At 52.7% G+C, this 26483-nt stretch carries 30 protein-coding genes; 14 read left to right on the forward strand and 16 right to left on the reverse strand.

Annotated elements, in window-relative coordinates:
* Positions 1-223: 223 nt before the first annotated feature.
* The 11 genes from flgL to flgB all read right to left on the reverse strand — a co-directional run bounded on the left by flgL (position 224) and on the right by flgB (position 10157).
* Positions 224-1177, reverse strand: a complete 954-nt coding sequence (gene flgL, locus HV229_RS15245; protein ID WP_016152634.1) for a flagellar hook-associated protein FlgL — start codon at positions 1175-1177, stop codon at positions 224-226.
* A gap of 14 nt (positions 1178-1191) precedes the next feature.
* Complete coding sequence (gene flgK / locus HV229_RS15250; protein ID WP_016152633.1) at positions 1192-2850, reverse strand: flagellar hook-associated protein FlgK; 1659 nt, start codon at positions 2848-2850, stop codon at positions 1192-1194.
* Between the two features lie 64 nt (positions 2851-2914).
* Positions 2915-3865, reverse strand: coding sequence for a flagellar assembly peptidoglycan hydrolase FlgJ (gene flgJ, locus HV229_RS15255; protein ID WP_016152632.1), 951 nt, complete (start codon positions 3863-3865; stop codon positions 2915-2917).
* Complete coding sequence (locus HV229_RS15260) at positions 3865-4941, reverse strand: flagellar basal body P-ring protein FlgI (RefSeq protein WP_019076467.1); 1077 nt, start codon at positions 4939-4941, stop codon at positions 3865-3867. Before HV229_RS15260 ends, flgJ begins: the two co-directional genes overlap by 1 nt.
* Positions 4942-4974: 33 nt before the next feature.
* Positions 4975-5673, reverse strand: coding sequence for a flagellar basal body L-ring protein FlgH (flgH, locus tag HV229_RS15265; protein ID WP_016152630.1), 699 nt, complete (start codon positions 5671-5673; stop codon positions 4975-4977).
* A 57-nt stretch (positions 5674-5730) separates the two neighbouring features.
* A complete protein-coding gene (gene flgG, locus HV229_RS15270; RefSeq protein WP_003036202.1) occupies positions 5731-6513 on the reverse strand; it encodes a flagellar basal-body rod protein FlgG in 783 nt (260 codons plus the stop codon).
* Between the two features lie 13 nt (positions 6514-6526).
* Positions 6527-7282 (reverse strand): flagellar basal body rod protein FlgF, encoded by a 756-nt coding sequence (locus HV229_RS15275; protein WP_016156188.1) that lies wholly within the window; start codon positions 7280-7282, stop codon positions 6527-6529.
* A 20-nt stretch (positions 7283-7302) separates the two neighbouring features.
* The gene (gene flgE / locus HV229_RS15280) at positions 7303-8595 is read right to left on the reverse strand and encodes a flagellar hook protein FlgE (protein WP_046274760.1); all 1293 of its coding nucleotides are present in this window, start codon (positions 8593-8595) and stop codon (positions 7303-7305) included.
* A gap of 26 nt (positions 8596-8621) precedes the next feature.
* Positions 8622-9320: a flagellar hook assembly protein FlgD gene (gene flgD, locus HV229_RS15285; RefSeq protein WP_016152627.1), complete on the reverse strand. Its 699-nt coding sequence runs from the start codon at positions 9318-9320 to the stop codon at positions 8622-8624.
* A gap of 12 nt (positions 9321-9332) precedes the next feature.
* Complete coding sequence (flgC, locus tag HV229_RS15290) at positions 9333-9737, reverse strand: flagellar basal body rod protein FlgC (RefSeq protein WP_006685091.1); 405 nt, start codon at positions 9735-9737, stop codon at positions 9333-9335.
* Positions 9738-9740: 3 nt separating this feature from the next.
* Positions 9741-10157 carry a flagellar basal body rod protein FlgB gene (flgB, locus tag HV229_RS15295; protein WP_016152626.1) on the reverse strand — a complete coding sequence of 139 codons (417 nt, stop codon included), beginning with the start codon at positions 10155-10157 and terminating at the stop codon, positions 9741-9743.
* A 157-nt stretch (positions 10158-10314) separates the two neighbouring features.
* Here flgB and flgA point away from each other — a divergent pair, with 157 nt between their 5' ends.
* From flgA to flgN, 3 genes are all read left to right on the forward strand, one after another.
* On the forward strand, positions 10315-10974 hold the full coding sequence (gene flgA, locus HV229_RS15300) for a flagellar basal body P-ring formation chaperone FlgA (protein WP_181545787.1): 660 nt from the start codon (positions 10315-10317) through the stop codon (positions 10972-10974).
* A gap of 93 nt (positions 10975-11067) precedes the next feature.
* A complete protein-coding gene (gene flgM, locus HV229_RS15305) occupies positions 11068-11361 on the forward strand; it encodes a flagellar biosynthesis anti-sigma factor FlgM (RefSeq protein WP_016152624.1) in 294 nt (97 codons plus the stop codon).
* Positions 11362-11364: 3 nt separating this feature from the next.
* Positions 11365-11787, forward strand: coding sequence for a flagella biosynthesis chaperone FlgN (gene flgN / locus HV229_RS15310; RefSeq protein ID WP_016152623.1), 423 nt, complete (start codon positions 11365-11367; stop codon positions 11785-11787).
* A gap of 85 nt (positions 11788-11872) precedes the next feature.
* Here flgN and murJ read toward each other — a convergent pair whose 3' ends face one another.
* From murJ to rimJ, 4 genes are all read right to left on the reverse strand, one after another.
* Complete coding sequence (gene murJ, locus HV229_RS15315) at positions 11873-13408, reverse strand: murein biosynthesis integral membrane protein MurJ (protein WP_181545789.1); 1536 nt, start codon at positions 13406-13408, stop codon at positions 11873-11875.
* A 223-nt stretch (positions 13409-13631) separates the two neighbouring features.
* Positions 13632-14555, reverse strand: coding sequence for a Gfo/Idh/MocA family oxidoreductase (locus HV229_RS15320; protein WP_049282342.1), 924 nt, complete (start codon positions 14553-14555; stop codon positions 13632-13634).
* 1 nt (position 14556) lies between these two features.
* Complete coding sequence (locus HV229_RS15325; RefSeq protein WP_181545791.1) at positions 14557-15204, reverse strand: YceH family protein; 648 nt, start codon at positions 15202-15204, stop codon at positions 14557-14559.
* 34 nt (positions 15205-15238) lie between these two features.
* On the reverse strand, positions 15239-15823 hold the full coding sequence (gene rimJ / locus HV229_RS15330) for a ribosomal protein S5-alanine N-acetyltransferase (protein WP_006685101.1): 585 nt from the start codon (positions 15821-15823) through the stop codon (positions 15239-15241).
* Between the two features lie 259 nt (positions 15824-16082).
* Between rimJ and mdtH the strand changes: the two genes are divergently transcribed.
* The 9 genes from mdtH (at position 16083) to HV229_RS15375 (ending at position 22827) form a co-directional block, all read left to right on the forward strand.
* Entirely contained in the window at positions 16083-17291 is a 1209-nt protein-coding gene (gene mdtH, locus HV229_RS15335; protein ID WP_016156184.1) for a multidrug efflux MFS transporter MdtH, read from the forward strand.
* Positions 17292-17405: 114 nt separating this feature from the next.
* Positions 17406-17966, forward strand: coding sequence for a lipoprotein (locus tag HV229_RS15340; protein ID WP_016152618.1), 561 nt, complete (start codon positions 17406-17408; stop codon positions 17964-17966).
* Positions 17967-18071: 105 nt separating this feature from the next.
* Entirely contained in the window at positions 18072-19118 is a 1047-nt protein-coding gene (pyrC, locus tag HV229_RS15345) for a dihydroorotase (protein ID WP_181545793.1), read from the forward strand.
* A gap of 65 nt (positions 19119-19183) precedes the next feature.
* Complete coding sequence (dinI, locus tag HV229_RS15350) at positions 19184-19429, forward strand: DNA damage-inducible protein I (RefSeq protein ID WP_003036157.1); 246 nt, start codon at positions 19184-19186, stop codon at positions 19427-19429.
* A gap of 339 nt (positions 19430-19768) precedes the next feature.
* Complete coding sequence (gene bssS / locus HV229_RS15355; protein ID WP_003036154.1) at positions 19769-20023, forward strand: biofilm formation regulator BssS; 255 nt, start codon at positions 19769-19771, stop codon at positions 20021-20023.
* Between the two features lie 114 nt (positions 20024-20137).
* Entirely contained in the window at positions 20138-21256 is a 1119-nt protein-coding gene (gene solA, locus HV229_RS15360) for an N-methyl-L-tryptophan oxidase (protein ID WP_153690529.1), read from the forward strand.
* 52 nt (positions 21257-21308) lie between these two features.
* Positions 21309-21422: a YceO family protein gene (locus HV229_RS15365; protein ID WP_003036148.1), complete on the forward strand. Its 114-nt coding sequence runs from the start codon at positions 21309-21311 to the stop codon at positions 21420-21422.
* A 261-nt stretch (positions 21423-21683) separates the two neighbouring features.
* A complete protein-coding gene (locus HV229_RS15370; protein ID WP_016152615.1) occupies positions 21684-22250 on the forward strand; it encodes a cytochrome b in 567 nt (188 codons plus the stop codon).
* A gap of 1 nt (position 22251) precedes the next feature.
* Complete coding sequence (locus HV229_RS15375; protein WP_047359340.1) at positions 22252-22827, forward strand: YceI family protein; 576 nt, start codon at positions 22252-22254, stop codon at positions 22825-22827.
* 46 nt (positions 22828-22873) lie between these two features.
* Here HV229_RS15375 and HV229_RS15380 read toward each other — a convergent pair whose 3' ends face one another.
* Positions 22874-23926 (reverse strand): rhodanese-related sulfurtransferase, encoded by a 1053-nt coding sequence (locus HV229_RS15380; protein ID WP_016156181.1) that lies wholly within the window; start codon positions 23924-23926, stop codon positions 22874-22876.
* A 219-nt stretch (positions 23927-24145) separates the two neighbouring features.
* On the opposite strand from HV229_RS15380, the gene HV229_RS15385 reads away from it, so the two are divergent.
* Together HV229_RS15385 and mdtG are read left to right on the forward strand one after the other, a co-directional pair.
* On the forward strand, positions 24146-25066 hold the full coding sequence (locus HV229_RS15385) for a Kdo(2)-lipid IV(A) acyltransferase (RefSeq protein ID WP_181545794.1): 921 nt from the start codon (positions 24146-24148) through the stop codon (positions 25064-25066).
* A gap of 155 nt (positions 25067-25221) precedes the next feature.
* Positions 25222-26442 carry a multidrug efflux MFS transporter MdtG gene (mdtG, locus tag HV229_RS15390; protein ID WP_046274768.1) on the forward strand — a complete coding sequence of 407 codons (1221 nt, stop codon included), beginning with the start codon at positions 25222-25224 and terminating at the stop codon, positions 26440-26442.
* The last annotated feature ends 41 nt before the right edge of the window (positions 26443-26483 follow it).

Consider the following 26483-nt stretch of genomic DNA (forward strand, 5'->3'; position numbering starts at 1 on the left):
GCCGACCTTCGGGTCGGCTTTTTTTATCTCTGCTCTACACACTGACAAACTGAGAAGGCGTGGTTACGCTGGCAATCTTTAGCGGTGCGATTGCGTGGGAAATAAGATTAACGGGGAATCTGTCGCTGAGAAAATAACAGTGGCCTAAAAAAATGCCCGCTCCGGGGTGTTAAAGGAGCGGGCAGACAAACATATCCAGTTTCATGATATGTTCAAAAAGGTGTTACCGGTTCAGTTGAAATAGCGACATTCCCTGCATATCGGTAAACGTTTTGTACGATGCCTGCAGTGCGGCCTGCTGCATCACGTAGGACGAAATCGCTGCGTTCCAGTCAACATCCACCAGATTGCTCATCTGCTGAGTCTGGCCCAATGCGCGATCGGCGCCCAGTGAATCCAGTGAACTTAACTCGCTGAGCTGAGTCCCTAATTCTGCACGAACAGAAAGCACGTTATTCAATGAATTTTTCAGGCCACGACTGGTTTTATCAATGGCTGCAGAGGCAGTAGCTTTTGCCGCGTCATTGCCCTCAATCGGGGTTTTGAGCGCATCAATAGCGGTATCCAGCATTTTGAACAGGTTCTTTTCCTGAGTACCGCCGCCAGGTTCCGGTACGGCATTGCTGGTCAGATTAACAAATACTTTATCGCCAGTATGACCAATCACCATGGTACGGGAGGCATCGACCTGCTGGGTCACATTTGTTGTACCGCCGCTGTAAGCGCCATCTGCCTGAGCAAATGGTGCAGATTCTGTTTTATATCCGCCAAAAATATAGCGCCCATTACCGTCGGTGCTGTTCGCCAGGTTCATCAGTTGATCGCGGATCCCCTGCAGGTCGGTGGCCAGCGATGCACGGTCGTCATCGCTTAACGTGCCGTTCGCGGCATAGACAATTTTTTCCTGCGCGGTCTGAATTGCCGTCGTTACCTGACTCAGTACGTTCTCTTCCAGCGACACTTTTTGCGTCGCAAATGAACGCGCCAGCGTATATTGGCTGTTCTGCGCCTGTGCTTGAGAAAGCACCACGGCCTGCGAGGCGGCGATCGGATCGTCAGATGGGTTGATCACACGTTTGCCCGTTGACATCTGCTCGCCGAACTTCATCCATTCAGCCTGAGAGTTAGTGATGCCACGCATATTCTGCTGGTACATCATCTGGGTGCTGATACGCATTGTGTCCCTCTCCCTTAGCGAATATTAATCAGTGCATCAAACAGCGCATTTGCAGTTTGCAGCACTTGCGCGTTAGCCAGGTAATACTGTTGGTAGCGCTGTAAGTTACCGTATTCTTCGTCGAGGTTGACGCCGGAAATAGACTGCTGCTGCTTATAAAGCTGCGTTACCACGTTGTTCTGGGTAATGGCGCTGGTTTTCAGCGTCGCGGTTTTGTTCCCGACATCGCTTACCAGCGTGGCATAGGCATCGTTGAAGGTCTTATTACCCACGGTAGCTTTGGTCTGCAGATCCAGCAGTTTCTGACCGTTACGGTTATCGCTTTTTCCCTTATCAATATCCGGGTCCGGATCATTTTTTGAGACCTGGGCCATGGCGATTTTCGACTCATCGGTCACCATGACTTTCATATCAACAACGGCGTTACTGACAGGTTTCACTGTGAAGCTGTCATTTGCTTTTGCGCCAGTATTTACGGTGATTTCCATCCCGTCAAAGGACATCTTCCCACCGGTAACGGTAGCTTTGAAGCTGGTATTATCCGCCAGGCGAGTAACCTGCCAGTCCGTCCCGTCATAAACGATTTTATAATCGGTCGCCTGTACAGCAGAGCTGTCGGTAATCTTCGCGCTTAACGATCCTGTTCCTGTATTTTTAGCGTTGTTGAATACTGCCGGGCTACCGATAGCAAAGAAATCCTTACCCTGATCGCCGTTCGCGTCAAAACCCTCTTTATGCTGGGTGTTAAACGCATCGGCAAACGCCAACGCCAGTTGGCCCAGCGTGTTACGCGTCTGGTCAAGCTCTTGAGAACGGAAGGTCAACAGCCCGCCCAGTGAACCGGTATTCAACAGTTTTTCGGGAATTTCAACCTCGCCGGCAACCCCGTCGACGTAGGCTACTGTGGTTCGATTGGGATCATCACTGGAGGGCACAGCCGCCAGCTGGCGTGCATTGCTGCCCTGCACCAGTGAATAACCGTTCGCCATGGTTATGTTGTAAGTCCCGCCGTCCTGAACGCTGACTTCAACACCGACAATCTGGTTCAGTTCACTGACCAGTTGGTCGCGCTGGTCGAGTAAATCGTTAGGCGATGCGCCCGCGCCGACGCCGGTCAGACGGGAAATCTGATCGTTGAGGCTGGCAATCTGTTTTGAATAGTTGTTGATCTGGTCAACGCTGGCCTTGATCGCAGTATTAACCTGCTTGTCTTGATCACGCAGATACTGGTCGGTTGTTCTGAACTGGTTGACTAAACCATCAGCTTTACCGATCAGCGCCTGGCGCGCCGCCGGGTCTTCCGCGTTACTGACAAGCGTTTGCAGGCTGGTAAAAAAGTCCTGCATTGAGGTCGAAATGGAACTGGTTTTGCTGGAGAGCAGATTGTCGATTTTCGACATTTGTTCATAGCGCGTTGTCAGGCCGCTGCTTTGGTTCTGCGCGGCACGTAACTGATTCGTGATAAAGGAGTCATACTCGCGCTGTACGCCAGAAACATAGACGCCATTGCCAACCCAGCCCCCCGCACCCAGCGTGCTGTTCGCTTGCGCCATAATTGTCGTTTGACGGGTGTATCCGGCAACGTTATAGCTGGAGATGTTATTACTGGCAGAATTCAACGCGGCCTGCGCTGCGGCGAGTCCACTCATCGCGTTATTAATCAAGCTGGACATGGAGGTTCCTTGTAATCCTTCAATACTCGTTATTATCGGCAGCAGGTTGGTAGACTTGAGCTATTTAAAAGAGATTATCGATATTCGTACTGTAGGTTTTGCTCACTTTTTCGCTCATCGATTTCAACTGCTGGATCATGCTGGTTAATTTACGCGCATAGTTAGGGTCAGTCGCGTAACCGGCATTCTGCAAAGCCTGTGCCCCCTGCTCGGCGGTAGCAGCGGCGGTTACCGCCGCATAGCGCGGGTTACGCGATATCAGACCGACATAATCCGACAGTGCCTCAAGGTAAGAGCTATAGACGCGGAATCGGGCTTTCACCTTTTTCGCCTCGCCGTTTTCATATTCGGTGGTGGTGATTTCGGTGGTTGGGCCTTTCCAGCTTCCCGAAGCCTTCACGCCAAAAATGTTAAAGCTCGGTTCACCGTTCTCACGCCGGATTTGTCGCTGGCCCCATCCGGACTCCAGCGCCGCCTGCGCCAGAATCAGATGATGCGGAACCCCGCTTTGCTGACTTGCCAGCTTAGCCGGCAGCGATAGCTGGGCGAGGAAGTCTTTACTGTCACCTGACAGCGGCTCATCATTGCTTTCCGTCGCGCGGGGAATGGCTTTACGGACCAGTTGCGTCAGCGCCTGGTTTTGATAGCTGGTCACCGTTTCCAGGGAGAACTTCATTGGCACCTGCGGCGCATCGTCTGCGGGTTGCGCCTGCCCTTCAGTCATCTGCTTAACCATCATTTCAGCCAGTCCCAGACCTTTACCTGCGGTCATCTGCTGCGCAATTTGTTGGTCATACATGCTGGTATACAAACGTGTCGAATCACTGCTAAAAACGCCATCTTTCGGCAGTGCTTCACGCATGCTTTTCAGCATCATTTGTACGAACATCCCTTCAACCTGACGGGCAACCGGGCGGATATTCGCCGCCGGGTCCTGACCCGCTTTCGCTTTCAGTTCGTTCAGTGATTGCGCATCCCAGGCGGCACTGGTCAGCAGTTTGCTGTCACCAATCATTAGATGATTTCCAGTTTGGCGCGTAAGCATCCCGCGCTCTGCATCGATTGCAGAATGGACATCAGATCCATCGGCGTTGCCCCTAGCGCATTAAGCGCACGCACAACATTGTTCAGGTTGGCGCTGGAACGCACGCTTTGCAGCGAACCACCACTCTGGCGCAGATCGATCTGGGTTTGAGGTGTCACCACGGTCTGTCCACCGCCAAACGGTGTATCCGGCTGGCTGACGTTCGCCTGGCGGTTTACCGTAATCGACAAGTTGCCTTGCGCGACGGCACAGCTATCCAGCGTGACTTCACGGTTCATAACGACGGATCCGGTGCGCGAGTTGATAATCACTTTCGCATCCTGCGGCGTGACATTCACCTCCATATTCTGGATGTCAGCAAGGAAACGCACCTGCGAACTGTTGCCGCTTGGCACGCGTACCTGAATCGTCCGGGCGTCCAGCGCAGTGGCGCTACCAAAGCCGCGCGAACGGTTAATGGTGTCGGTTATCTGCTGCGCCATAGTGAAATCTTCATTATTGAGCTGCAGATTAATGGTGTTACCGCCGCCGAACTGGCTGGGTAATTCACGTTCGATGGTCGCGCCGTTGGTAATACGTCCGCCATTGAGCTGGTTTACCTGCACGCTGCTGCCACCCGCAGCCGCGCCTGCACCGCCTACAAGAATATTCCCCTGCGCCAGCGCATATACCTGGCTATCGACCCCTTTCAGCGGGGTCATCAGCAACGTTCCGCCGCGCAGGCTTTTGGCGTTCCCCATGGAAGAGACCACCACGTCAATGGTTTGCCCCTGACGACCAAAGGCCGGGAATTGCGCGGTCACCATCACCGCCGCCACGTTTTTCAGTTGCATATTGGTGCCGGTTGGCACGGTAATTCCCAACTGCGAAAGCATGTTGTTGAGCGTTTGCGTAGTAAACGGCGTCTGGGTGGTCTGGTCACCCGTGCCATCCAAACCGACCACCAGCCCATAACCGATCAACGAGTTTTCCCGCACGCCCTGAACGCTGGTCAGGTCACGAATACGGTCGGCATGCGCAAAGGTGGTTATCAGCACCAGTACCATTCCAACTAAAGATTTAAACACTGGCTACCTCGCTTACATCGGCGACAAGTTAAGGAAGAAACGCTGCAACCAGCCCATATTCTGCGCTTCATTGATGTAGCCGTTGCCGACATACTCAATACGTGCGTCCGCAACCTGAGTTGACGGTACGGAGTTGCTGCCACTGATGGTGCGCGGGTTAACGACCCCGGAGAAGCGAATGAATTCAGTGCCCTGATTAATGGCGATCTGTTTTTCACCCACAACATGTAAGTTACCATTCACCAGTACCTGGTCGACCGTTACGGTCAGCGTACCGCTGAAGGTATTGCTGGCGTTCGCGCCGCCTTTACCGTTAAAGGTGTTACCGCCTGAAGCTTCTACGTCAGCACGCTCGTTGCCAAACAGTCCTTGCAAATAACGCGGTACGGTATCAAAACCAAAGTTGGTTTTGCCGTCGCGGCTGGCATTAGCCGAAGAACTTTTGCTCGCGCTGACGTTTTCCTGCAATACGATGGTCAACGTATCGCCAATATTGCGCGGACGGCGGTCTTCGAATAGCGGCTGATAACCGTAGTTAATCGGTTGGGCCGACTGGAAGATTGATCCATTCGCCACCGGCGTCGGGCCAGGAACAGGCTGGGCAGACGTTGCGCCCTGCACGAGGGGCGTGGCTGGGATCCAGGCGCATCCTGTCAGTGAAACCACCAACAGGGCTAAAATTGGGTATGGGTGAAGCGCGTATTTTCGCATTGCGGTCATCTTCAAAATCAGTGTGCCGGTGAGGCTTTCACCCCACCGGGCCACACTTTAGAGTTGCGTCAGTTTTTGCAGCATCTGATCGGTGGTCGATACCGCTTTACTGTTGATTTCGTAAGCGCGCTGAACCTGGATCATGTTTACCAGCTCTTCCGCCACGTTGACGTTAGAGGTTTCAACATAGCCCTGGTACAGCAGACCCGCGCCGTTCAGCCCCGGAGTGCTCTCATTCGGCGCACCGGATGACTGCGTTTCGGTGTACAGATTCTCACCAATGCTTTCCAGACCGGTATCGTTCATAAAAGTAGTCAGGTTAAGCTGCCCAACCTGAACCGGTGCTGCCTGGCCCTGCTGGGTTACGCTGACGATACCGTCGCGTCCAATGGTGATACTGAGCGAGTTAGCCGGGATGGTGATAGCCGGCTGAACCTGAAAACCACCCGCAGTCACCAGTTGGCCGTTCTGATCCACCTGGAAAGAACCGTCACGGGTGTAGGCGGATGTGCCATCAGGCAGCATGACCTGGAAAAAGCCCTGCCCTTTAATCGCCACATCTTTACTGTTGTTGGTCTGCGACAGGTTCCCCTGGCTGTGTAAACGCTCGGTCGCGACCGGGCGCACACCGGTACCAATCTGCAAACCAGACGGCAGTGTGGTTTGTTCAGAAGACTGTGCGCCAGGCTGGCGAATCGTCTGGTACAACAGATCTTCAAACACGGCACGTTGACGCTTAAATCCGTTGGTACTGACGTTTGCCAGGTTGTTGGCAATCACATCCATGTTGGTTTGCTGCGCATCCAGGCCGGTTTTGGCGATCCATAATGAACTGATCATAAAATGTCCTGTATTAACTCATCGACAGCAGTTGGTTGGCGCGACCCGCGTTATCATCCACGCTACTGATAATCTTCATTTGCATTTCGAAACGACGGGCGTTGGCGATCATGTCACTCATCGCGGCTACCGGCTTAACGTTACTGCCTTCCAGCACACCCGACATAACGCGAATGCTGGGGTCGGCCTGTAACGTAGCGCCACGGGTAGCCTGCGCGGCCTGAGTCAGACGGAACATACCGTCATCGCCACGTTGCACTTCACTCCCCGTGGCCTTCACCAGTTTCAGTCGCCCAACTGGCGCAACGGTGTTAGCCGGATCGCCAGGGTTGAGCGCCGAGATCGTGCCGTCTGCCGCAATGGTGACTTCTGAACCTTCCGGTACGGCTATTGGTCCGGCTTCGCCAATCACCGGGTGTCCCTGAATGGTCAGTTCCCCCGTAGGGCTTACCTGAATGGCGCCATTTCGGGTATATCCTTCGCTACCGTCCGCGGTCTGCACAGCCAACCAGCCATCCTGTTGCAGCGCCACGTCCAGCGGACGTGAGGTATAGTCCATCTGACCCGGCGTCATATCGGCCCCCGGCGTGGAGGCCACCACCAGCGTACGCGTCGGTAAAGACAATCCTTCAACGGGAACCGCGCGCAGCGCATTGAGTTGCGCACGAAAACCCGGCGTTGAGGCGTTTGCCAGGTTGCTGGCCGTCACCGCTTGTTGATTCAGCGTCTGACTGGCCGCGCCCATGGCGGTATAAATTGCGTGATCCATTAAGCCATCCCGTCAGGCGCTTAGCGCAGGTTGACCAGCGTGTTGAGGATCTGGTCCTGGGTTTTGATGGTCTGCGCGTTCGACTGATAGTTACGCTGGGCGACGATCATATTCACCAGTTCTTTACTCAAATCCACGTTTGATGCTTCCAGCGCGCCGTTGGTCAGCTTGCCGAAGTTACCCTCGCCTGCGGTACCCAGCAGCGCCACGCCGGAAGACTGAGTAGCTGCCCAGACGTTGTCACCCTGAGAAGCCAGACCTTCGTTGTTGGCAAAGTTTGCCAGCACGATCTGCCCCAGAACCTGTTGCTGTTCGTTGGAGTAGTTACCGACCACAGTACCGTCATTGTTAATCTGGTAGCTCACCAGGTCGCCCGGCTTATAGCCATTCTGATTCGTGGCAACGATGTTGTTGGCGCCAGTGTTTTGCTGCATGGAATTGAGGAAGCTCAGGGAGAAGTTCGCCGGAACTGCGCCATTGATCGTACCGGTCGTTATCTGAATTTGCGGTTGGGCATTAGCTGGGCCTTCAACGGGGATTTTTGGTCCCGTCGGATCTGCTGGATCTACTGGCACAGTCCCTGGAACATAATTGTTCACTGAGGTCAGCGTACCGTTAGCACTAAAGTTCATCACCGCATTCTTGTTGGCAACTGAACCCGCAACGCTGGAGTCCTGGGTGTAGACATCCCATTTGTTCGGGCCTGTTTTGACATAAAAAATATTCATGTCGTGGGCGTTACCCTGGCTATCGAAAACGGTAACTGAGCCTTTTTTGTTGTAGGAATCCGCATCGCTTGGATTAAACGGGGTCTTCGTTGGCACCTTGTCAGTGGAGTTCAGGTTGATCTGCATTGACGCAGTCGTGGTGGTTTTAGCCGCCATCAGCGTATTCGGGATAGTGATCGGCGCCGGGTTAGCACCTTGCTGTATCGTTGGCGGTGTACCGGTAGCCGGATAGCCCGTCAGCTGTAGCCCCTGCATGTTGACGATATTGCGGTTTTCATCGAGCTTGAACTGACCGTTACGGCTGTAGAAAACGGAACCGTTGCTGTCTACCATGCGGAAAAAACCGTTCTGGCTGATAGCGACATCCAGCCCGCGACCGGTGTTGGTCGTGGTACCGTCGGTAAAGTCCTGGGTAATGCCCGCAACTTTAACGCCCAGACCCACTTTAGAACCGGCGAACATATCGGCAAAAGAGGCCGTACCGGATTTAAAACCATAGGTGGCGGAGTTGGCGATGTTGTTACCAATGACATCGAGGTTGGTCGCTGCAGCGTTCAGACCGCTGACCGCTTGTGAAAAGGCCATGACTTACTCCTGATAAGTGTGAAGGCTTAAATGATCTGCCGTACTTCGTCGAGGGTGGTGGTTCCATAGGTGCCCAGATCCAGCGTATTACCGCCGTTACTGCGAATAACGCCCTGCACCAGCGCAAACTGAAGCGGCTGAGCCACCAGTTGTGTTCCGCCATTACTGGCAGCAATTGACACGTTGTAAGAACCGCTTGGCGCATCCGTGCCATCGGTCATGGTGCCGTCCCAGGTAAAGGTATGAACGCCCGCTTTCAACCCACCAATATCAATGGTGCGTACCACCTTGCCGTCTTTATCGGTAATGGTTGCGGTAACCTTATCTGCCGGTTGCTGCAGTTCAACGCCAAACGGCGTGGTAGTGGTTTTTGCGCCCTCTTCCGTACCTTTACCGGTCAGGATGGTGGTGCCTGGGATCATGACACCGTGGCCAATCAGCGTACTGGCCTGCAGCGACTGACTGTTGTCGATCTGCCCGGAGATCGATCCCAGCGTGGTGTTCAGTTTCTCAATTCCGCTCACGGTACTGATTTGCGCCAACTGGGTGGTCAGTTCGTTGTTTTGCAGCGGGTTGGTTGGATCCTGGTTTTTCAGCTGTGCAACCAGCAGCGTAAGGAAGCTGCTTTGCAGGTCCGCGGCGTTGCTGCCCGTCAGTGAACTCTTCCCCGTTGCGTCATTCACACCCGTCGTGCTCGGGTCATTCATTTTTACAGCAATAGACATGTGCGCCTCCTTTTACTGGCCTAGCGTCAGCGTTTTGAGCATCAAGCTTTTCACCGTATTGAGCACTTCGACGTTTGCCTGGTAGCTACGCGAGGCTGACATGGTGTTGACCATTTCGCCGACGACGTCCACATTCGGCATTTTTACGTAACCATTCGCATCGGCCAGCGGATTACCGGGTTCATAAACCAGCTTATCCGGTGCCTGGCTTTCAATGACGTCAGCGACTTTTACGCCACCGGTTGCCGCGCCTGGCGCGGCATCAACCTGAAAAACAACCTGCTTCGCGCGATAGGGCTGACCGTCAGGTCCGGTGACGCTATCCGCATTCGCCATGTTGCTGGCCGCCACGTTCAGGCGCTTAGACTGAGCCGTCAGCGCAGAGCCTGCGATATCAAAAATATTTAACAGCGCCACGAATTAGTTCCCTCCTTGCAGCACGTTCATCATGCCTTTGATTTGTCCACCCAACGCGGTCAGCCCCATTTGATACTTGAGGCTGTTGTCTGCAAATTGCGTACGCTCCCGGTCCATATCTACCGTGTTGCCATCGAGAGACGGCTGATCAGGAATGCGGTAGAGCAGTTCCGTAGAAGGAGCGGAAACGGTCTGGGCCGGAATGTGTTGTGCAGAGGTCAGCGTCAACGAGACACCGCCGGTTTCTTCCCGTCCTCGCACCATGACTTTTTTTAATTCACTGGCGAAATCCAGGTCGCGCGCCTGATACCCCGGCGTGTCGGCATTGGCTATGTTGGCCGCCAATACTTCCTGGCGTTGGGCGCGCAAATTCAGCGCTTCCTGTTGAAAACGTAAGGCGGCGTCGAGCTTATCGAGCATATCTCCTCCGCAAATGACAAAATTCAGCCGACAGCTTAAATCCCATTACGCGCGCGTTATCGCCGGAATAAACGCAAAATGCGTCGCTATTTGTTGCGTTGATGACTGCGTCACACAGGTAGAATCCTGTCACTACCTGAAAAAGCGCGAGGTTTTGATGCAAACGTTTAAACGTGTAGTCGTCGTGGCAGCACTGCTGTTCAGTCCTATGACGCTGGCGCAAGACCTGAATTCACAGCTGACGGCATGGTTTTCCCAGCGACTGGCCGGATTTAGCGATGAGGTCGTCGTTACTATCCGAACGTCGCCAAACTTATTGCCGAGCTGCGAACAACCAGCATTAAGCGTGTCCGGGAGTGCAAAATTGTGGGGTAATGTGAACGTGCTGGCGCGCTGCGCCAACGAGAAACGTTATCTGCAGGTGAACGTGCAGGCCACGGGAAACTACGTTGTTGCCGCCGCGCCCGTCGCTCGGGGCAGCGCCCTGACTTCGGCCAGCGTAACGCTGAAACGAGGTCGACTGGACCAACTCCCTCCGCGCGCCGTGCTGGATATGAATCAGGTGCAGGATGCCGTAAGCCTGCGCGATCTGGTGCCTGGTCAGCCGATACAGCTTTCCATGTTGCGCCAGGCATGGCGAATCAAGGCCGGTCAGCGCGTCCTGGTTATCGCCAACGGAGATGGCTTTCGGGTGAATGCCGAAGGTAAAGCGCTGAACAATGCCGCCGTCGCCCAGAATGCCCGAGTACGGATGATTTCAGGCCAGGTGGTGAGCGGTGTCGTCGATTCTGATGGGAATATTCTTATTAACCTATAATAGGTTAAAGATTTTTTAGCGTGTGCCGATAGATAAACAACCAATGATTACAGCGGGCCGCTATAGCGTAACCCCTCGATGAGGATAAACAAAATGAGCATTGATCGTACCTCACCATTGAAGCCAGTAAGTACCGTTCAGCCACGTGAAACCAGCGATGCGCCGGTACAAAAAACGCGGAAGGAAAAAACCACCGCCACCACCAGCACCAGCGTCATGCTGAGCGACGCCCAGGCCAAACTGATGCAGCCCGGCACCAATGACATCAATATGGAACGCGTGGAAGCACTGAAAACCGCGATCCGTAATGGCGAGCTGAAAATGGACACCGGAAAAATTGCCGACTCGCTGATCCGCGAGGCGCAGAGCTACTTACAGAGTAAATAAAGTATGACTCGTTTGTCAGAAATACTTGACCAGATGACGACCGTCCTCAATGACCTGAAAACGGTAATGGATGCTGAACAGCAGCAGCTTTCCGCAGGATATATTAACGGCAGCCAGCTACAGCGTATTACAGAAGAAAAAAGCTCTTTGCTGGCAACCCTTGATTATCTGGAGCAGCAGCGCCGTCTGGAGCATGACGCCACGCGCAGCGCCAATGATGAAATTGCCGAGCGTTGGCAGACCATTACCCGGAAAACACAGGACCTACGCGAACTCAACCAGCACAACGGTTGGCTGCTGGAAGGGCAGATCGAGCGCAATCAACAAGCGATTCAAGTGCTGAAACCGCACCAGGAACCGGCGCTGTATGGCGCAAACGGTCAAACCTCTGCTGCGCACCGCGGCGGGAAAAAATTCTCTATCTGATGCTAGCCTGATAACGTTTTGCTTATCAGGCCTACGCGTTTTGTAGGCCGGATACGGCGTCATGCCGCCATCCGGCATTAATCTGTTACGCCGTCCGGCGCACAAACTCTTTCACTTTAAAGCCCAGCACCGCGAGCGCAGTGAAGTAAGCAGCAATACCTGCCACCACAACGGCCATCAGACGCAGCAGACGCCATAACATCGTTCCCTGCGACCAGTCCGGCATGATGTATAGCATCCCAACCAGCGCCGCCGACATCACCAGCACAGAAATCACCAGTCGCGCCAGGAACCAGGCCCAACCCGGTTGCGGGGTAAAAATTTTCTGTTTACGCAGTTGCCAGTACAGCAGTGAAGCGTTCAGACACGCCGCCAGACCAATCGACAGCGACAGCCCGGCATGTTTCAGCGGCCCAATAAATGCCAGGTTCATTACCTGGGTCATAATCAGCGTGACAATGGCAATCTTGACTGGCGTTTTAATATCCTGGCGCGAATAAAAACCTGGGGCCAACACTTTCACCACGATCAAGCCAATCAAACCTACCGAGTATGCCACCAGCGCGCGCTGCGTCATCGCTGCGTCAAAGGCAGTAAATTTACCGTACTGGAACAGAGAAACCGTCAGCGGTTTGGCCAGAATCCCCAACGCCACGGCGCTCGGTAATGCCAGCAGAAAACACAAACGCAGGCCCCAGTCCATCAGACGGCAATACTCATCATGATTACCGCTGGAAAAACTTTTGGACAGCGAGGGCAGCAGGATAGTCCCCAACGCGACGCCAAGTACGCCAGACGGAAACTCCATCAGACGGTCAGCATAATACATCCATGACACTGAGCCAGAGGCCAGAAACGAAGCGAAAATCGTATTGATGATCAGTGAAATCTGGCTGACAGATACCCCAAGGATCGCCGGGCCCATTTGCTTGACGACGCGCATCGCCCCCGCATCACGGAAGTTCACGCGCGGCAGCACCAGCATGCCAATTTTCTTCAGGTGCGGAAGCTGGTAAATCAGCTGCAGCACGCCGCCAACGGTAACGGCCCACGCCAGCGCCAGCACCGGAGGGTGAAAATAAGGAGCAGCAAACAGCGCGAAACCGATCATGCTGATATTCAGAAAGGTCGGCGCAAACGCCGGAATGGAAAAGCGATTCCAGGTATTCAGGATCGCACCCACCAGCGAAGCCAGTGAGATCAGCAGAATATACGGAAAGGTGATCCGTAGCAGTTGAGTGGTCAGCGCAAATTTGTCCGCGGTGTCGGCAAACCCAGGCGCGGTGACTAAAATCACCCACGGGGCAGCCAGCATCCCGGCGACCGTCACCACGGCCAGCGCCAGAGTCAACAGCCCGGAAACGTAAGAGACAAAGACGCGGGTCGCATCCTCCCCCTGCTTACTTTTATATTCGGCAAGAATAGGCACAAACGCCTGCGAAAAAGCGCCCTCAGCAAAGATTCGGCGCAGCAGGTTAGGAAGTTTGAATGCCACAAAAAAGGCATCAGTCGCCATCCCTGCGCCAAAGATTCTGGCGACAATCGCATCACGCGCAAAACCCAGCACACGTGAAAACATCGTCATCGAGCTGACGGCTGCCAGCGACTTTAATAAATTCATCTATGTTGTATTCCAGACTCTGAGGCAAAACCCCGACAAACCTGCCCGTAGGTCGGATAAGGCATGAGCGCCGCCATCCGGCACTTTTGCTGTGCCTGATGGCGACGCCGTAGCGTCTTATCAGGCCGACAAACCAGCCTATGGTTGAAAAGAGGTGTTATTTTTGAGTTGGCATATAGTACCTGGATTACAATGAATTACTACCGCCAGATGTTACAGGGGGTTATTCAGCCATTGCCTCCCGCCACAGCTTTTCGACAACGCGCTGGGCCAGGAGCGCCTGCTCACCTGCCGTCTGGGGAACCGTCTGATTTTGCACGCACTCAATGAAATGACGTGCGCATCCGGCAAAACCACGCTGTTCCAGGGTAGTTTGCCAGCCTGCTACCGGCTTGTGCACCACTCCTTGCCCGCGCTCTTCCCGCCATTCCCGCATATCCGTGACGTCAATCAGGCCACCATCCGTCACCGCCTGCACGCTCTCGCGCTGGCTACCGGCGCGGCGATGCATACTGGTCGTTATCTGCATTTGCCCGGCAGAAAAATGGTGCTCCGCATAGAGCATCGCGCCGGATTCATTGGTTAACAGCGTACCGTTATTTAACTGCGCTTTCTCTCCCGCCAGCCACAATGCGGTATCGACAACGTGCAGATAGTCGTCCAGCAGAGTGAAGCGCAGATCGTGCGGCCCGACGCTGTCCGTCCGGTGCTTATCCATGCGTACGGACGCCGCATTGCCCAACTGGGATTTGAGATCCTGATACAGCGGCGCAAATCGACGGTTAAACCCCACCATCAGCGTCAGCTTTTTCCTCTCGGCCAGCTCCACCAATTGTTCAGCCTCGCGCAGGTTTTCCGCCAGCGGTTTATCCACGCACACGTGAACCCCGGCATTCAGCAGTTCGCTGACCACCGCATAGTGCGTTGCGGTACTGGAATGGACGAAAACCGCATCGCAGGTTTGCGCCAGATTAACCAGTGAATCAACGTAGGGTATCCGCCAGGTATCACAGATACGCTGCGCTTTTTCCCGCGAAGGTGAAAATGCCCCTTCCAATGTCCAGTCTGCACTAGCACCCAGCACGGGCAGCCAGGCCTTTTGCGCAATCCCGCCGAGCCCGACAACGCCGATACGTAATTTATTCACATCAGTCTCCCAGGTGCGCCAGCAAGGAATCAAGCCGCTGCTTAAGCTCCGCGACGTCTGTTTCCAGCGCGTCAACGCGCGCCTGTAGATCGCCCGAAGCTGCCGGAAGTTCATCTGCCGTGGCCATCGCTTCATCAACGTCACCGCAAAACAGGTGCATATAACGGCTTTCACGTTTGCCCGGCTCACGCGCCAGGCGAACGACATAAGGACCATCTTCCCGGGTTGCCAGTTTCTCCAGTGTCGACTCTACTTCGGCCATGTCGCTGAATTCGTACATCCGGGAGGCGCGGCTACGCAGTTCACCAGGTGTTTGAGCGCCGCGCAGCAACAGCGTGGTAATGAGCGCGACTTCCCCCGCGCTGAGCTTAAGATTACCAAACTCAGAGTTGCAGAAACGCTGCTCATATTTGGTGACGCGATTACCAAAGCCACTCACCGTACGCAGGAAATGCCGTTTCACCAGGTTATCAAGCTGATCCTGCACGTCGGATTCCGACAGGTTCATCACGGGTTCACGATTCGTTTTTTGATTGCAGGCGGTTACGACTCCGTTAACGGAGAGCGGATACTGTTCAGGCGTAGTCACTTGTTTTTCTAATAAACAGCCAATCACCCGTGCTTCGGTGGCGGTTAATTCGTATTTCATCGTCTTCTCCATTAATCATGGCTGCATCTGAAACTTAGCGGCCGGGGGTCCATTCTGATGTGGTCAACGCCGTCAGCACGTGATCGCGCCACTGCCCGTCAATCAGCAGGTAGTCTTTGGCATACCCTTCTTTTTCAAAACCCAGTCGCGCCAGCAGGTCACCGCTGCGTTTATTATGTGGCATGTAGTTAGCCATAATGCGGTGAATATGCTGCGTGCGCTGCATATAGCGGATGGCCGAGGTTAAGGCTTCATACATCAGCCCCTGCCCCTGCCACTTCTGCGCAATGGAGTAACCGAGATAACAGGCGTGGAAAGATCCCCGCACGACGTTCGAGAAGTTCGCGACGCCAATAATCTCTTTTTCTTCCGGATCGAGCAGCGCAAAGTAATAAGCGGTGCCCTGTTTATGAAACTCAGATATCATGCTCAGACGCGCCTGCCAGCCTGACGGATAACAGTGGCTTTCATCGCGAATAGGTTCCCAGGGTTTTAAGAAATGACGATTTTCTGCGTAATAATCTGCCAGACGCCAGGCATCACGCTCATGCACTAAACGCACGACCAGGCGGTCCGTGGTTAAGCGCACTTTTGGCACGTTACTGCGATAGCCAAACATTCTATACCTACTCCTTCCCGTAACGTCTTCAATACGCTATTCGCATTACTATACCTGCGCAAATACGCCCTGTGAAAAGAGCAAAATGCCATTTTTTGAATTATTCACACATTTTGATGAAAACTCTCTATCAAGACGGACTTTTGATAAAAAAATATTGTCCCGCGAAGGGTGGGAAAAGCGATGACGACACCGCAGAATAGGAGGTGCTTATCTTTTAAACTCTATCCAGAGTGACGAGTTTTTCCCTGGAGGGGAAATGTCGCAAGTCTCGCAGGCAAGGAACCTGGGTAAATACTTCCTTCTTATCGATAACATGCTGGTCGTGCTGGGTTTCTTCGTCGTTTTCCCGCTGATCTCAATTCGTTTCGTCGATCAAATGGGCTGGGCCGCCGTGATGGTCGGTATCGCGCTAGGATTACGTCAATTTATCCAGCAAGGTTTAGGTATCTTCGGCGGTGCTATTGCTGACCGTTTCGGGGCAAAACCGATGATCGTCACCGGCATGCTGATGCGCGCTGCCGGATTCGCCACCATGGGCATTGCCCATGAACCGTGGCTACTGTGGTTTTCCTGCTTTCTTTCCGGGCTGGGCGGCACGTTGTTCGACCCTCCCCGCTCGGCGCTGGTGGTCAAACTGATCCGTCCGGAAAAGCGCGGGCGTTTTTTCTCTATTCTGATGATGCAGGATAGCGCCGGGGCAGTGGTTGGCGCGTTGCTCGGCAGTTGGTTATTGCAATACGATTTCCGTCTGGTGTGTGCTACCGGCGCAATTTTGTTCGTTCTGTGCGCGGCGTTTAACGCCTGGCTACTTCCGGCATGGAAGCTGTCAACGGTGAAAATTCCGGTGCGCGAAGGAATGAGCCACGTGATGCATGACAAGCGCTTTGTCACTTATGTGCTGACGCTGGCGGGCTATTATATGCTGGCGGTGCAAGTGATGCTGATGCTGCCAATAATGGTAAACGACATCGCTGGCTCACCGGCCGCAGTGAAATGGATGTATGCCATCGAGGCGTGCCTCTCTTTAACGTTGCTCTACCCGATTGCCCGCTGGAGTGAAAAACGCTTTCGCCTTGAGCATCGCCTGATGGCTGGTCTGCTGGTGATGTCTTTAAGCATGATGCCCATCGGCCTGGTCGGGAATTTGCAGCAGTTGTTCACCCTGATTTGCACGTTCTATATTGGCTCAATCATCGCCGAACCGGCGCGTGAGACCCTGAGCGCCTCGCTGGCGAATGCACGGGCCCGGGGAAGCTATATGGGTTTCAGTCGACTGGGACTCGCCATCGGCGGCGCCATTGGTTATATCGGCGGCGGCTGGCTGTTTGACATGGGTAAAGCCCTGGCACAACCGGAGCTGCCCTGGATGATGCTCGGTATTATCGGCTTCATCACTTTCCTGGCGCTGGGCTGGCAATTCAGTCTCAAACGCCCAACGCGTGGTATGCTGGAGCCTGACGCCTGATAGCCAATCTGGCGTACGTGCTTTTTTCAGTTTTTTCTGCTGTTACCCGCAGCGCTGGTGCTCGATGATGCTTTGTGTCACGATTACACCACAAGCATCATGTTGAGGAACCCCATGAAAAAGTTTTTTTTTGCCGCTGCACTAATTGTCAGCGGCCTGTTGGTTGGTTGTAATCAACTCACGCAATACACGGTTAGCGAGCAAGAGATTAATCAGGCCCTGGCGAAGAATAATAACTTTTCAAAAGATATCGGTCTGCCTGGTGTCGCTGAAGCACATATCGTACTGAACAATCTCGCCAGCCAGATAGGCCGTGAAGAACCCAATAAAGTGACGCTGACCGGAGACGCCAACCTGGACATGAACTCCCTGTTTGGCAGTCAGAAAGCGACCATGAAGCTGAAGCTAAAAGCCTTACCGGTTTTCAATAAAGAAAAAGGCGCGATTTATCTGCAAGAAATGGAAGTCGTGGACGCTACCGTCACGCCGGAAAAAATGCAGTCGGTACTGCAAACGCTGATGCCTTATTTAAATCAGTCGCTGCGCAACTATTTCAACCAGCAGCCAGCGTACATTCTGCGGGATGACAGCAGCCAGGGGGAAGCGCTGGCGAAAAAACTGGCGAAAGGCATTGAGGTGAAACCGGGAGAAATCATTATCCCGTTCACCGACTAATATGACAGAGGGCGCCGATGCGCCCTTTTTTTTCGTGCAAACGAAAACGTTTCCGCTTATCCTTTGTTTCCGGCAAAAAAGACTATCCTCAGCCGGAGCATATTGATGACTGCACCATCCCAGGTTTTAAAGATCCGCCGCCCAGACGACTGGCATCTTCACTTTCGCGATGGCGACATGTTAAAAACTGTCGTGCCCTATACCAGCGAAGTTTATGGCCGCGCCATTGTCATGCCGAACCTGGCTCCGCCCGTCACCACGGTTGACGCGGCTATCGCTTACCGCCAGCGAATTCTTGACGCGGTTCCTGCCGGACACGACTTCACGCCATTAATGACCTGCTACTTAACGAATACGCTGGATCCCAATGAGCTGGAACGTGGATTCAACGAAGGCGTGTTCACCGCCGCAAAACTCTATCCGGCCAATGCCACCACCAACTCGACGCATGGCGTAACCTCTATTGATGCCATCATGCCAGTGCTGGAACGGATGGAAAAATTGGGTATGCCTCTGCTGGTGCACGGCGAAGTGACGCATGCGGATATCGATATTTTCGATCGCGAGGCGCGCTTTATTGAAACGGTGATGGAACCACTGCGTCAGCGCTTAACTGCGCTGAAAGTGGTGTTCGAACATATCACGACTAAAGATGCTGCCGAATACGTGCGCGACGGCAACGACCTTCTGGCGGCGACCATTACGCCGCAGCACCTGATGTTTAACCGCAACCACATGCTGGTCGGCGGGATTCGCCCTCATCTGTACTGCCTGCCGATCCTCAAACGTAACGTCCATCAACAGGCGCTGCGTGAGCTGGTCGCCAGCGGGTTTAACCGCGCCTTCCTCGGTACCGACTCAGCGCCGCATGCGCGTCATCGCAAAGAGTCAAGCTGTGGCTGTGCGGGCTGCTTTAATGCGCCGACCGCACTGGGCAGTTATGCCACCGTGTTTGAAGAGATGAATGCACTGGACCATTTTGAAGCCTTCTGCTCACTCAATGGCCCACAGTTCTACGGTTTGCCGGTGAATGAAACCTTTATTGAGCTGGAACGCGTGGAGCACCAGGTCCCGGAGAGCATTGCGCTGCAAGATGATACGCTGGTGCCTTTCCTGGGTGGCGAAACGGTACACTGGTCCGTGAAAAGCTAAAAAAAGTGTAGCCAACTGGCGAGAATAACTGTATAAATAAACAGTATATTCCACAGGGGGCTACTATGCGTATTGAAGTCACTATTGCCAAAACTTCACCTTTACCTGCTGGTGCAATTGACGCGCTGGCAGGTGAACTCTCCCGCCGTATTCAGCACCATTTTCCGGATAACGAAGGTAACGTTACCGTCCGTTATGCCGGCGCAAACAATCTGTCGGTTATTGGTGCCACCAAAGAGGATAAAGAACGCATCAGCGAGATCCTCCAGGAGACCTGGGAAAGCGCGGATGACTGGTTCATCAATGAATAAATAATGATATGCAATGATGTTTGTTTGCCGGGTCGCCCCGGCTTTTTTATACACACCATCTTTTAATCAATAGTTCATTCCTTCTGGCAAACTGATATTTTAATAATAAATTCCTGTCTATCTTTTAACCATAACACCAAAATAATTGTGCAACATGCTTAAAAAAAATGAATAACATGTCGGTTTGTTAGTCAGATAACGCTGAAAACGAAAATTTTATGTGCTTACCTCTTTAAATTTTCAATGAACACCCTTATTTATTGATATACTGAAGTTGCTTCAGAAAAAACGCATTGAACCTCGAAAACCGTTGTCTAGTAACACGAATTAGGGGGCATGATGGAAAAGAATAATGAAGTCATTCAGACTCATCCGTTAGTAGGATGGGACATCAGCACTGTTGATAGCTACGATGCGCTGATGCTGCGTTTGCACTACCAGACCCCGAATCGTCCAGACCCGGATGGGACTGAAGTTGGTCAAACGCTCTGGTTAACCACTGATGTTGCCAGGCAATTTATTTCGATATTAGAAGCAGGAATCGCTAAAATTGAATCCGGCGATTACCAGGTAAATGAGTATCAGCGACATTAAATCTGATACATCCAACCATCAAAAGGCACCTTTCCGGTGCCTTTCTTATTTCCAGGTTGAATATTCCGGGTCACTTATTTACCCTGCTACTATCGCGATTGCAGAGAGAAGCGGATGAAATACGACTTAATCATAATTGGCAGCGGTTCCGTGGGCGCCGCAGCCGGATACTATGCCACTCGCGCCGGTCTGAAGGTTCTGATGATCGATGCGCATATGCCACCGCATCAGCAGGGCAGCCACCACGGCGACACTCGATTAATTCGTCATGCCTATGGCGAAGGTGAAAAATATGTTCCGCTGGTGCTGCGTGCGCAAACATTATGGGATGAATTATCCACCCAAAATGAAGAGCCGATTTTTGTGCGCTCTGGTGTCATCAACCTTGGTCCGGCAAATTCAACCTTCTTAGCGACCGCGGCGCAAAGCGCAAAACAGTGGCAACTCAATGTTGAACAACTGGATGCAGCAGCCATTATGGCGCGCTGGCCAGAGATTCGCGTACCTGAAAACTATATCGGTTTGTTTGAAGCGGAGTCTGGTTTTTTACGTAGTGAGTTAGCGATTAAAACCTGGATCCGTCTGGCGGAAGAAGCAGGCTGTGCGCAGCTATTTAAATGCCCGGTCAGCGCAATTCGTCATAGTGATGATGGCGTCACGGTAGAAACCGCCGATGGTGACTATCACGCGCAAAAAGCGGTGATCAGCGCCGGAACCTGGGTACAGGCATTAGTCCCTGAACTACCGATACAACCGGTACGCAAAGTGTTCGCCTGGTATCAAGCCGATGGGCGTTACAGCGTTAAGAATAACTTCCCTGCCTTCACCGGGGAACTACCAAATGGCGATCAATTCTACGGTTTCCCGGCAGAAAACGACGAGCTAAAAATTGGTAAGCACAATGGCGGACAGGTAATTCATTCGGCAGAAGAGCGCAAGCCGTTTGCCGCTGTAGCCAGCGATGGTTCTGAAGCCTTCCCATTCCTGCGCACAATTCTGCCAGGCGTGGGCTGCTGTCTGCACGGTGCGTCCTGCACCTATGATAACTCACCAGATGAAGACTTTATTATTGATACTCTACCGGAGCATGACAACACGCTGATCATCACCGGGCTGAGCGGACATGGCTTTAAGTTTGCCTCCGTCCTCGGAGAGATTGCGGCAGACTTCGCCCAGGACAAATCGTCTGACTTTGACCTGACGCCCTTCAGGCTAAGTCGTTTTAAGCGATAATAAATGAATGGCCTCGTTGGTGAGGCCATTTTTAATGACAGGAATAACGTTGATGCGCCGCATCTTTCACTATCTGGTTAATAATATTCGCGAGCATCTTATGCTCTACATTATTTTATGGTCGCTGCTGGCAATTATGGATGTGATATATATTATGTTTTTCTGAATCCGCAACACTGACACTAATTGACATAAACTGATATTAACTTAATTTTCATTGCAATTAACTGAACAAGAAAAACACCTTAAACACCCACAAACCAAGGCTTCACATCATCCCCCCCACTAATTCCTTGATGATTACTTCATAATTCAATCAATTTTATTGAATCAGAAACAAATATCACCATTATTGTTATTTATTAGTTGCATTAATGTCTTTTACGCGCCATTTTCATTCACTTCTGAAATATATAACGGTGCACTTATGCAATTCAATAATACTCCACAACGCTATGGCGTGGTGTCTGCCGCTTTGCACTGGCTGATTGCGATTGCTGTATATGGCATGTTTGCGCTGGGATTGTGGATGGTCACGCTCAGCTATTACGACGGCTGGTATCACCAGGCCCCTGAACTGCATAAAAGCATCGGCGTTGTGCTCATGATGGGGCTGGTTATCCGCGTCGTCTGGCGGTTGATCTCCCCTCCTCCTCCTGCGCTGGCAAGTTATTCCCGTTTCACCCGCATCGCGGCGGCACTGGGTCACCTCGCGCTATACACATTGCTCTTTTCAATTGTCATCAGCGGGTATTTGATTTCCACCGCTGATGGCAAAGCGATAAGCGTATTTGGTTGGTTCGACATTCCTGCCACCCTTGCCAATGCGGGCGCTCAGGCCGACCTCGCCGGTAGTCTGCACCTGTGGCTTGCGTGGACCGTGGTGGTTTTATCGCTTCTGCACGGACTGATGGCCCTGAAACATCACTTTATCGATAACGACGATACCCTGAATCGCATGTTGGGAAAATCGTCATCTGACTATGGAGCTTAAAATGAAAAAAAACCTGCTGGGACTTACACTCGCCTCTCTGTTATTCACCACCGGGTCAGCCGTGGCGGCAGATTACAAAATTGACAAAGAAGGACAGCATGCCTTTGTTAATTTCCGTATTCAGCACCTGGGTTACAGTTGGCTGTACGGCACATTTAAAGATTTCGACGGGACTTTTACCTTTGATGAGAAAAATCCCGCAGCCGATAAGGTTAACGTCACCATCAAAACCAACAGCGTTGACACCAATCACGCCGAACGCGACAAGCACCTGCGCAGCGCAGATTTCCTTAACGTGGCCAAATTCCCGCAGGCGACCTTTAGCTCTACCAGCGTGAAGAAAGAGGGGAACGACCTGGATATCACCGGTAATCTCACCCTGAACGGCGTCACCAAACCGGTTACGCTGGATGCGAAGCTGATCGGTCAGGGCGGCGATCCGTGGGGTGGCACGCGTGCAGGTTTTGAAGCAGAAGGTAAAATTAAGCTGAAGGACTTCAACATCACCACCGATCTCGGCCCGGCGTCTCAGGAAGTCGATCTGATCATCTCAGTGGAAGGCGTCCAACAGAAGTAACGTATGAGTTGCCGGATGGGGCTAAAACCGCCATCCGGCATGATGACTATTGCGCAGGGTCAGGAATACCCAGTTTGGTATTCAGGCGACCGCGTGACTTATTAAAAATTTTGTTGCCATTTTCACGTCCGGCGCGAAGACGACGTTGCTCTTCTTCCGGCAACTTACTCTCTTCGCTACACAACTCGCTACAGCAGCCGTTATACTTCTGCGCGCAGGCCGGACACTGGATAAACAACAGATGGCAGCCATCATTTTTGCAATTAGTATGGCTGTCGCACGCCGTTCCGCACTGATGACAATGCGCAATAACATCTTCAGAAATCCTTTCGCCCATACGCTCATCAAAAACGAAGTTTTTACCGACAAAACGCACAGGAAGCCCCTGTTCACGCGCCTTGCGGGCATATTCAATAATACCGCCCTCAATGTGCCAGACTTTGCTAAATCCGTTGTGTTTCATCCAGGCGCTGGCTTTCTCACAACGGATCCCGCCTGTGCAATACATAACGATTTTTTTATCTTTATGCGCCTGCATCATTTCAACGGCTTTCGGTAACTGGTCGCGGAACGTGTCTGCCGGGATTTCTAGCGCATTCTCGAAATGGCCCACTTCATATTCATAGTGGTTGCGCATATCAATGAATACCGCGTCAGGATCGTCCAGCATGGCGTTTACTTCCGCCGCCTTCAGGTAATCACCTACGTTGCTGGCGTCAAATTGCGGATCGTCAATACCATCCGCCACGATGCGTTCACGCACTTTCATGCGCAGCACCCAGAACGATTTACCATCATCATCCAGCGCGATATTCAGACGTAACCCGGCGAATGCGGGATCAAACGCATAAAGCTGCTGGCGGAATGCCTCGACGTTGCTTTGCGGTACGCTGATTTGCGCATTGATTCCTTCATGGGCAAGATAAACGCGCCCGAAGACGCTCAATGCAGTGAACATCTGGTACAGCGCATCACGCGTGTGCTGAGGATTGGCGATGGTGAAATATTTATAGAATGAGATCGTCGTGCGCGGCTCGGTCTCAGCCAACATTTTGGCTTTGAGCGCATCGTTCGAAATGCGGTTGTGTAACACTGGCATGGTGTACGTATCCTGCAAATAGGGAAAAATGAAAATCGGCGGCATAATAAAGCAAACACCGCCAATTTACATCCACACATTTTACGCTACATTTCTTACTCCAATATAAAAGTGCAACAACAATTGCTGGTTTAATCACCGTTCTCCCGTCACAAATTTTTGATATGCGCGAAAAAATGCGACAATACAGGCAATTGGTCGTTTGAAGACAGGATAGACATGACGAATTTACCCAAGTTTTCGGCTGCGTTACTGCATCCACGTTATTGGTTAACCTGGCTGGGCATTGGCATCCTTTGGTTAATCGTGCAGTTACCCTACCCGGTTCTTTACAAGTTGGGCTGCGCATTAGGTCGTCTGGCATTACGTTTGATGAAACGTCGGGCAAAAATTGTTTCCCGTAATCTGGAACTGTGCTTCCCGCAAATGAGCGAACAGGAACGCCAGCAGATGGTCATAAAGAACTTCGAGTCCGTGGGCATGGGCGTGATTGAAACCGGAATGGCCTGGTTTTGGTCTGACAAGCGCATTTCACGCTGGACGGAAGTTATCGGGATGGAACATATCCGCGACGTTCAGGCGCAAAAGCGGGGAATTTTGTTAGTGGGTCTGCACTTTCTGACCCTTGAACTGGGGGCGCGTCAGTTTGGTTTGCAGGAGCCGGGGATAGGCGTATATCGCCCTAACGACAACCCACTGCTCGACTGGCTACAAACCTGGGGCCGTATGCGCTCTAATAAATCCATGCTCGATCGTAAAGACCTGAAAGGAATGATTAAAGCGTTGAAAAAAGGCGAAGTGGTCTGGTATGCGCCGGATCATGACTACGGTCCCCGCGCCAGCGTATTTGTCCCGCTTTTTGCTGTTGAACAGGCCGCAACAACCTCCGGGACCTGGATGCTTTCACGCATGTCGAATGCCTGCCTGGTACCGTTTGTTCCCCGCCGCAAACCTGACGGTAAAGGTTATCAATTGATTATGCTGCCTCCGGAGTGTTCACCGCCGTTAGACAACGCGGAGACTACGGCAGCGTGGATGAATAAGATTGTTGAGCAATGCATCATGATGGCCCCGGAGCAGTACATGTGGCTACACCGTCGTTTCAAGACGCGTCCTGAAGGTTCACCTTCCCTGTACTAAAGCACGGTTGCAGTCCTGCGGACTGCAACACCTTCCCTGCCCGCTTTAGGTTTAACAGCTATCCGCATTGCAGCAACTATCTACCAGGCGCATAATTAGCCTGCTTGCTTATATTCAATCGATAGCGCAAACAGCGCGCCACACTGCGGAACGCTATGTCACCCTCAGATGCTCCCATAAACTGGAAACGTAACCTCACCGTTGCCTGGTTGGGTTGTTTTTTAACCGGTGCAGCATTTAGCCTGGTTATGCCCTTTTTGCCCCTCTATGTCGAGAGCCTCGGCGTCACGGGTCATAGCGCCCTGAATATGTGGTCAGGTCTGGTCTTCAGCATCACTTTTCTCTTTTCCGCCATCGCCTCTCCTTTCTGGGGTGGCCTTGCCGATCGCAAAGGGCGAAAAATCATGCTGCTGCGTTCCGCATTGGGTATGGCGATTGTGATGCTGCTGATGGGGCTGGCGCAAAATATCTGGCAGTTCCTGGTCCTGCGCGCCCTGTTGGGTCTGCTCGGCGGTTTCATTCCCAACGCCAATGCGCTGATCGCCACCCAGGTTCCGCGCAATAAAAGCGGCTGGGCGCTGGGAACGCTTTCCACCGGCGGCGTCAGCGGCGCACTGCTCGGACCGTTGGCAGGCGGGCTGCTCGCGGATCAGTACGGACTACGCCCGGTATTTTTCATCACCGCCAGCGTACTGCTGGTCTGTTTTATCCTGACGCTATTTTTTATTCGCGAACGTTTCCAACCGGTGAGCAAGAAAGAGATGCTGCACATTCGCGAAGTCGTGGCCTCGTTAAAAAATCCCAAACTGGTGCTGAGCCTGTTTGTCACAACGCTGATAATCCAGGTGGCAACCGGGTCCATCGCGCCAATTCTGACGCTGTACGTTCGAGAGTTGGCTGGCAACGTCAGTAACATCGCCTTTATCAGCGGGATGATTGCTTCCGTACCAGGCGTGGCTGCGTTAATCAGCGCCCCGCGGCTCGGCAAATTAGGTGACCGAATTGGCCCGGAGAAGATCCTGATTGTTGCTCTGGTCATCTCCGTGCTGCTGCTTATTCCAATGTCGTTTGTACAATCGCCCTGGCAACTTGCCGTTCTGCGCTTTTTATTGGGGGCCGCTGACGGGGCTCTGCTCCCGGCTGTACAAACGCTGCTGGTCTATAACTCAACCAATCAGATCGCCGGGCGTATTTTCAGTTATAACCAGTCATTTCGCGATATCGGTAACGTAACGGGGCCGTTAATGGGGGCGGCAATTTCCGCCAACTACGGTTTTCGCGCCGTCTTCTGCGTGACCGCGGGCGTCGTACTGTTTAACGCTTTCTACTCGTGGAATAGTCTGCGCCGTCGCCGGAGCACTGAGGCTACAGGATGATTTTTGTGCATTCATACTTGCAATATCGGAGAATCAACTAT

The organism is Citrobacter sp. RHBSTW-00524 (assembly GCF_013747755.1).
GTDB classification, from domain to species: Bacteria; Pseudomonadota; Gammaproteobacteria; order Enterobacterales; family Enterobacteriaceae; genus Citrobacter; species Citrobacter braakii.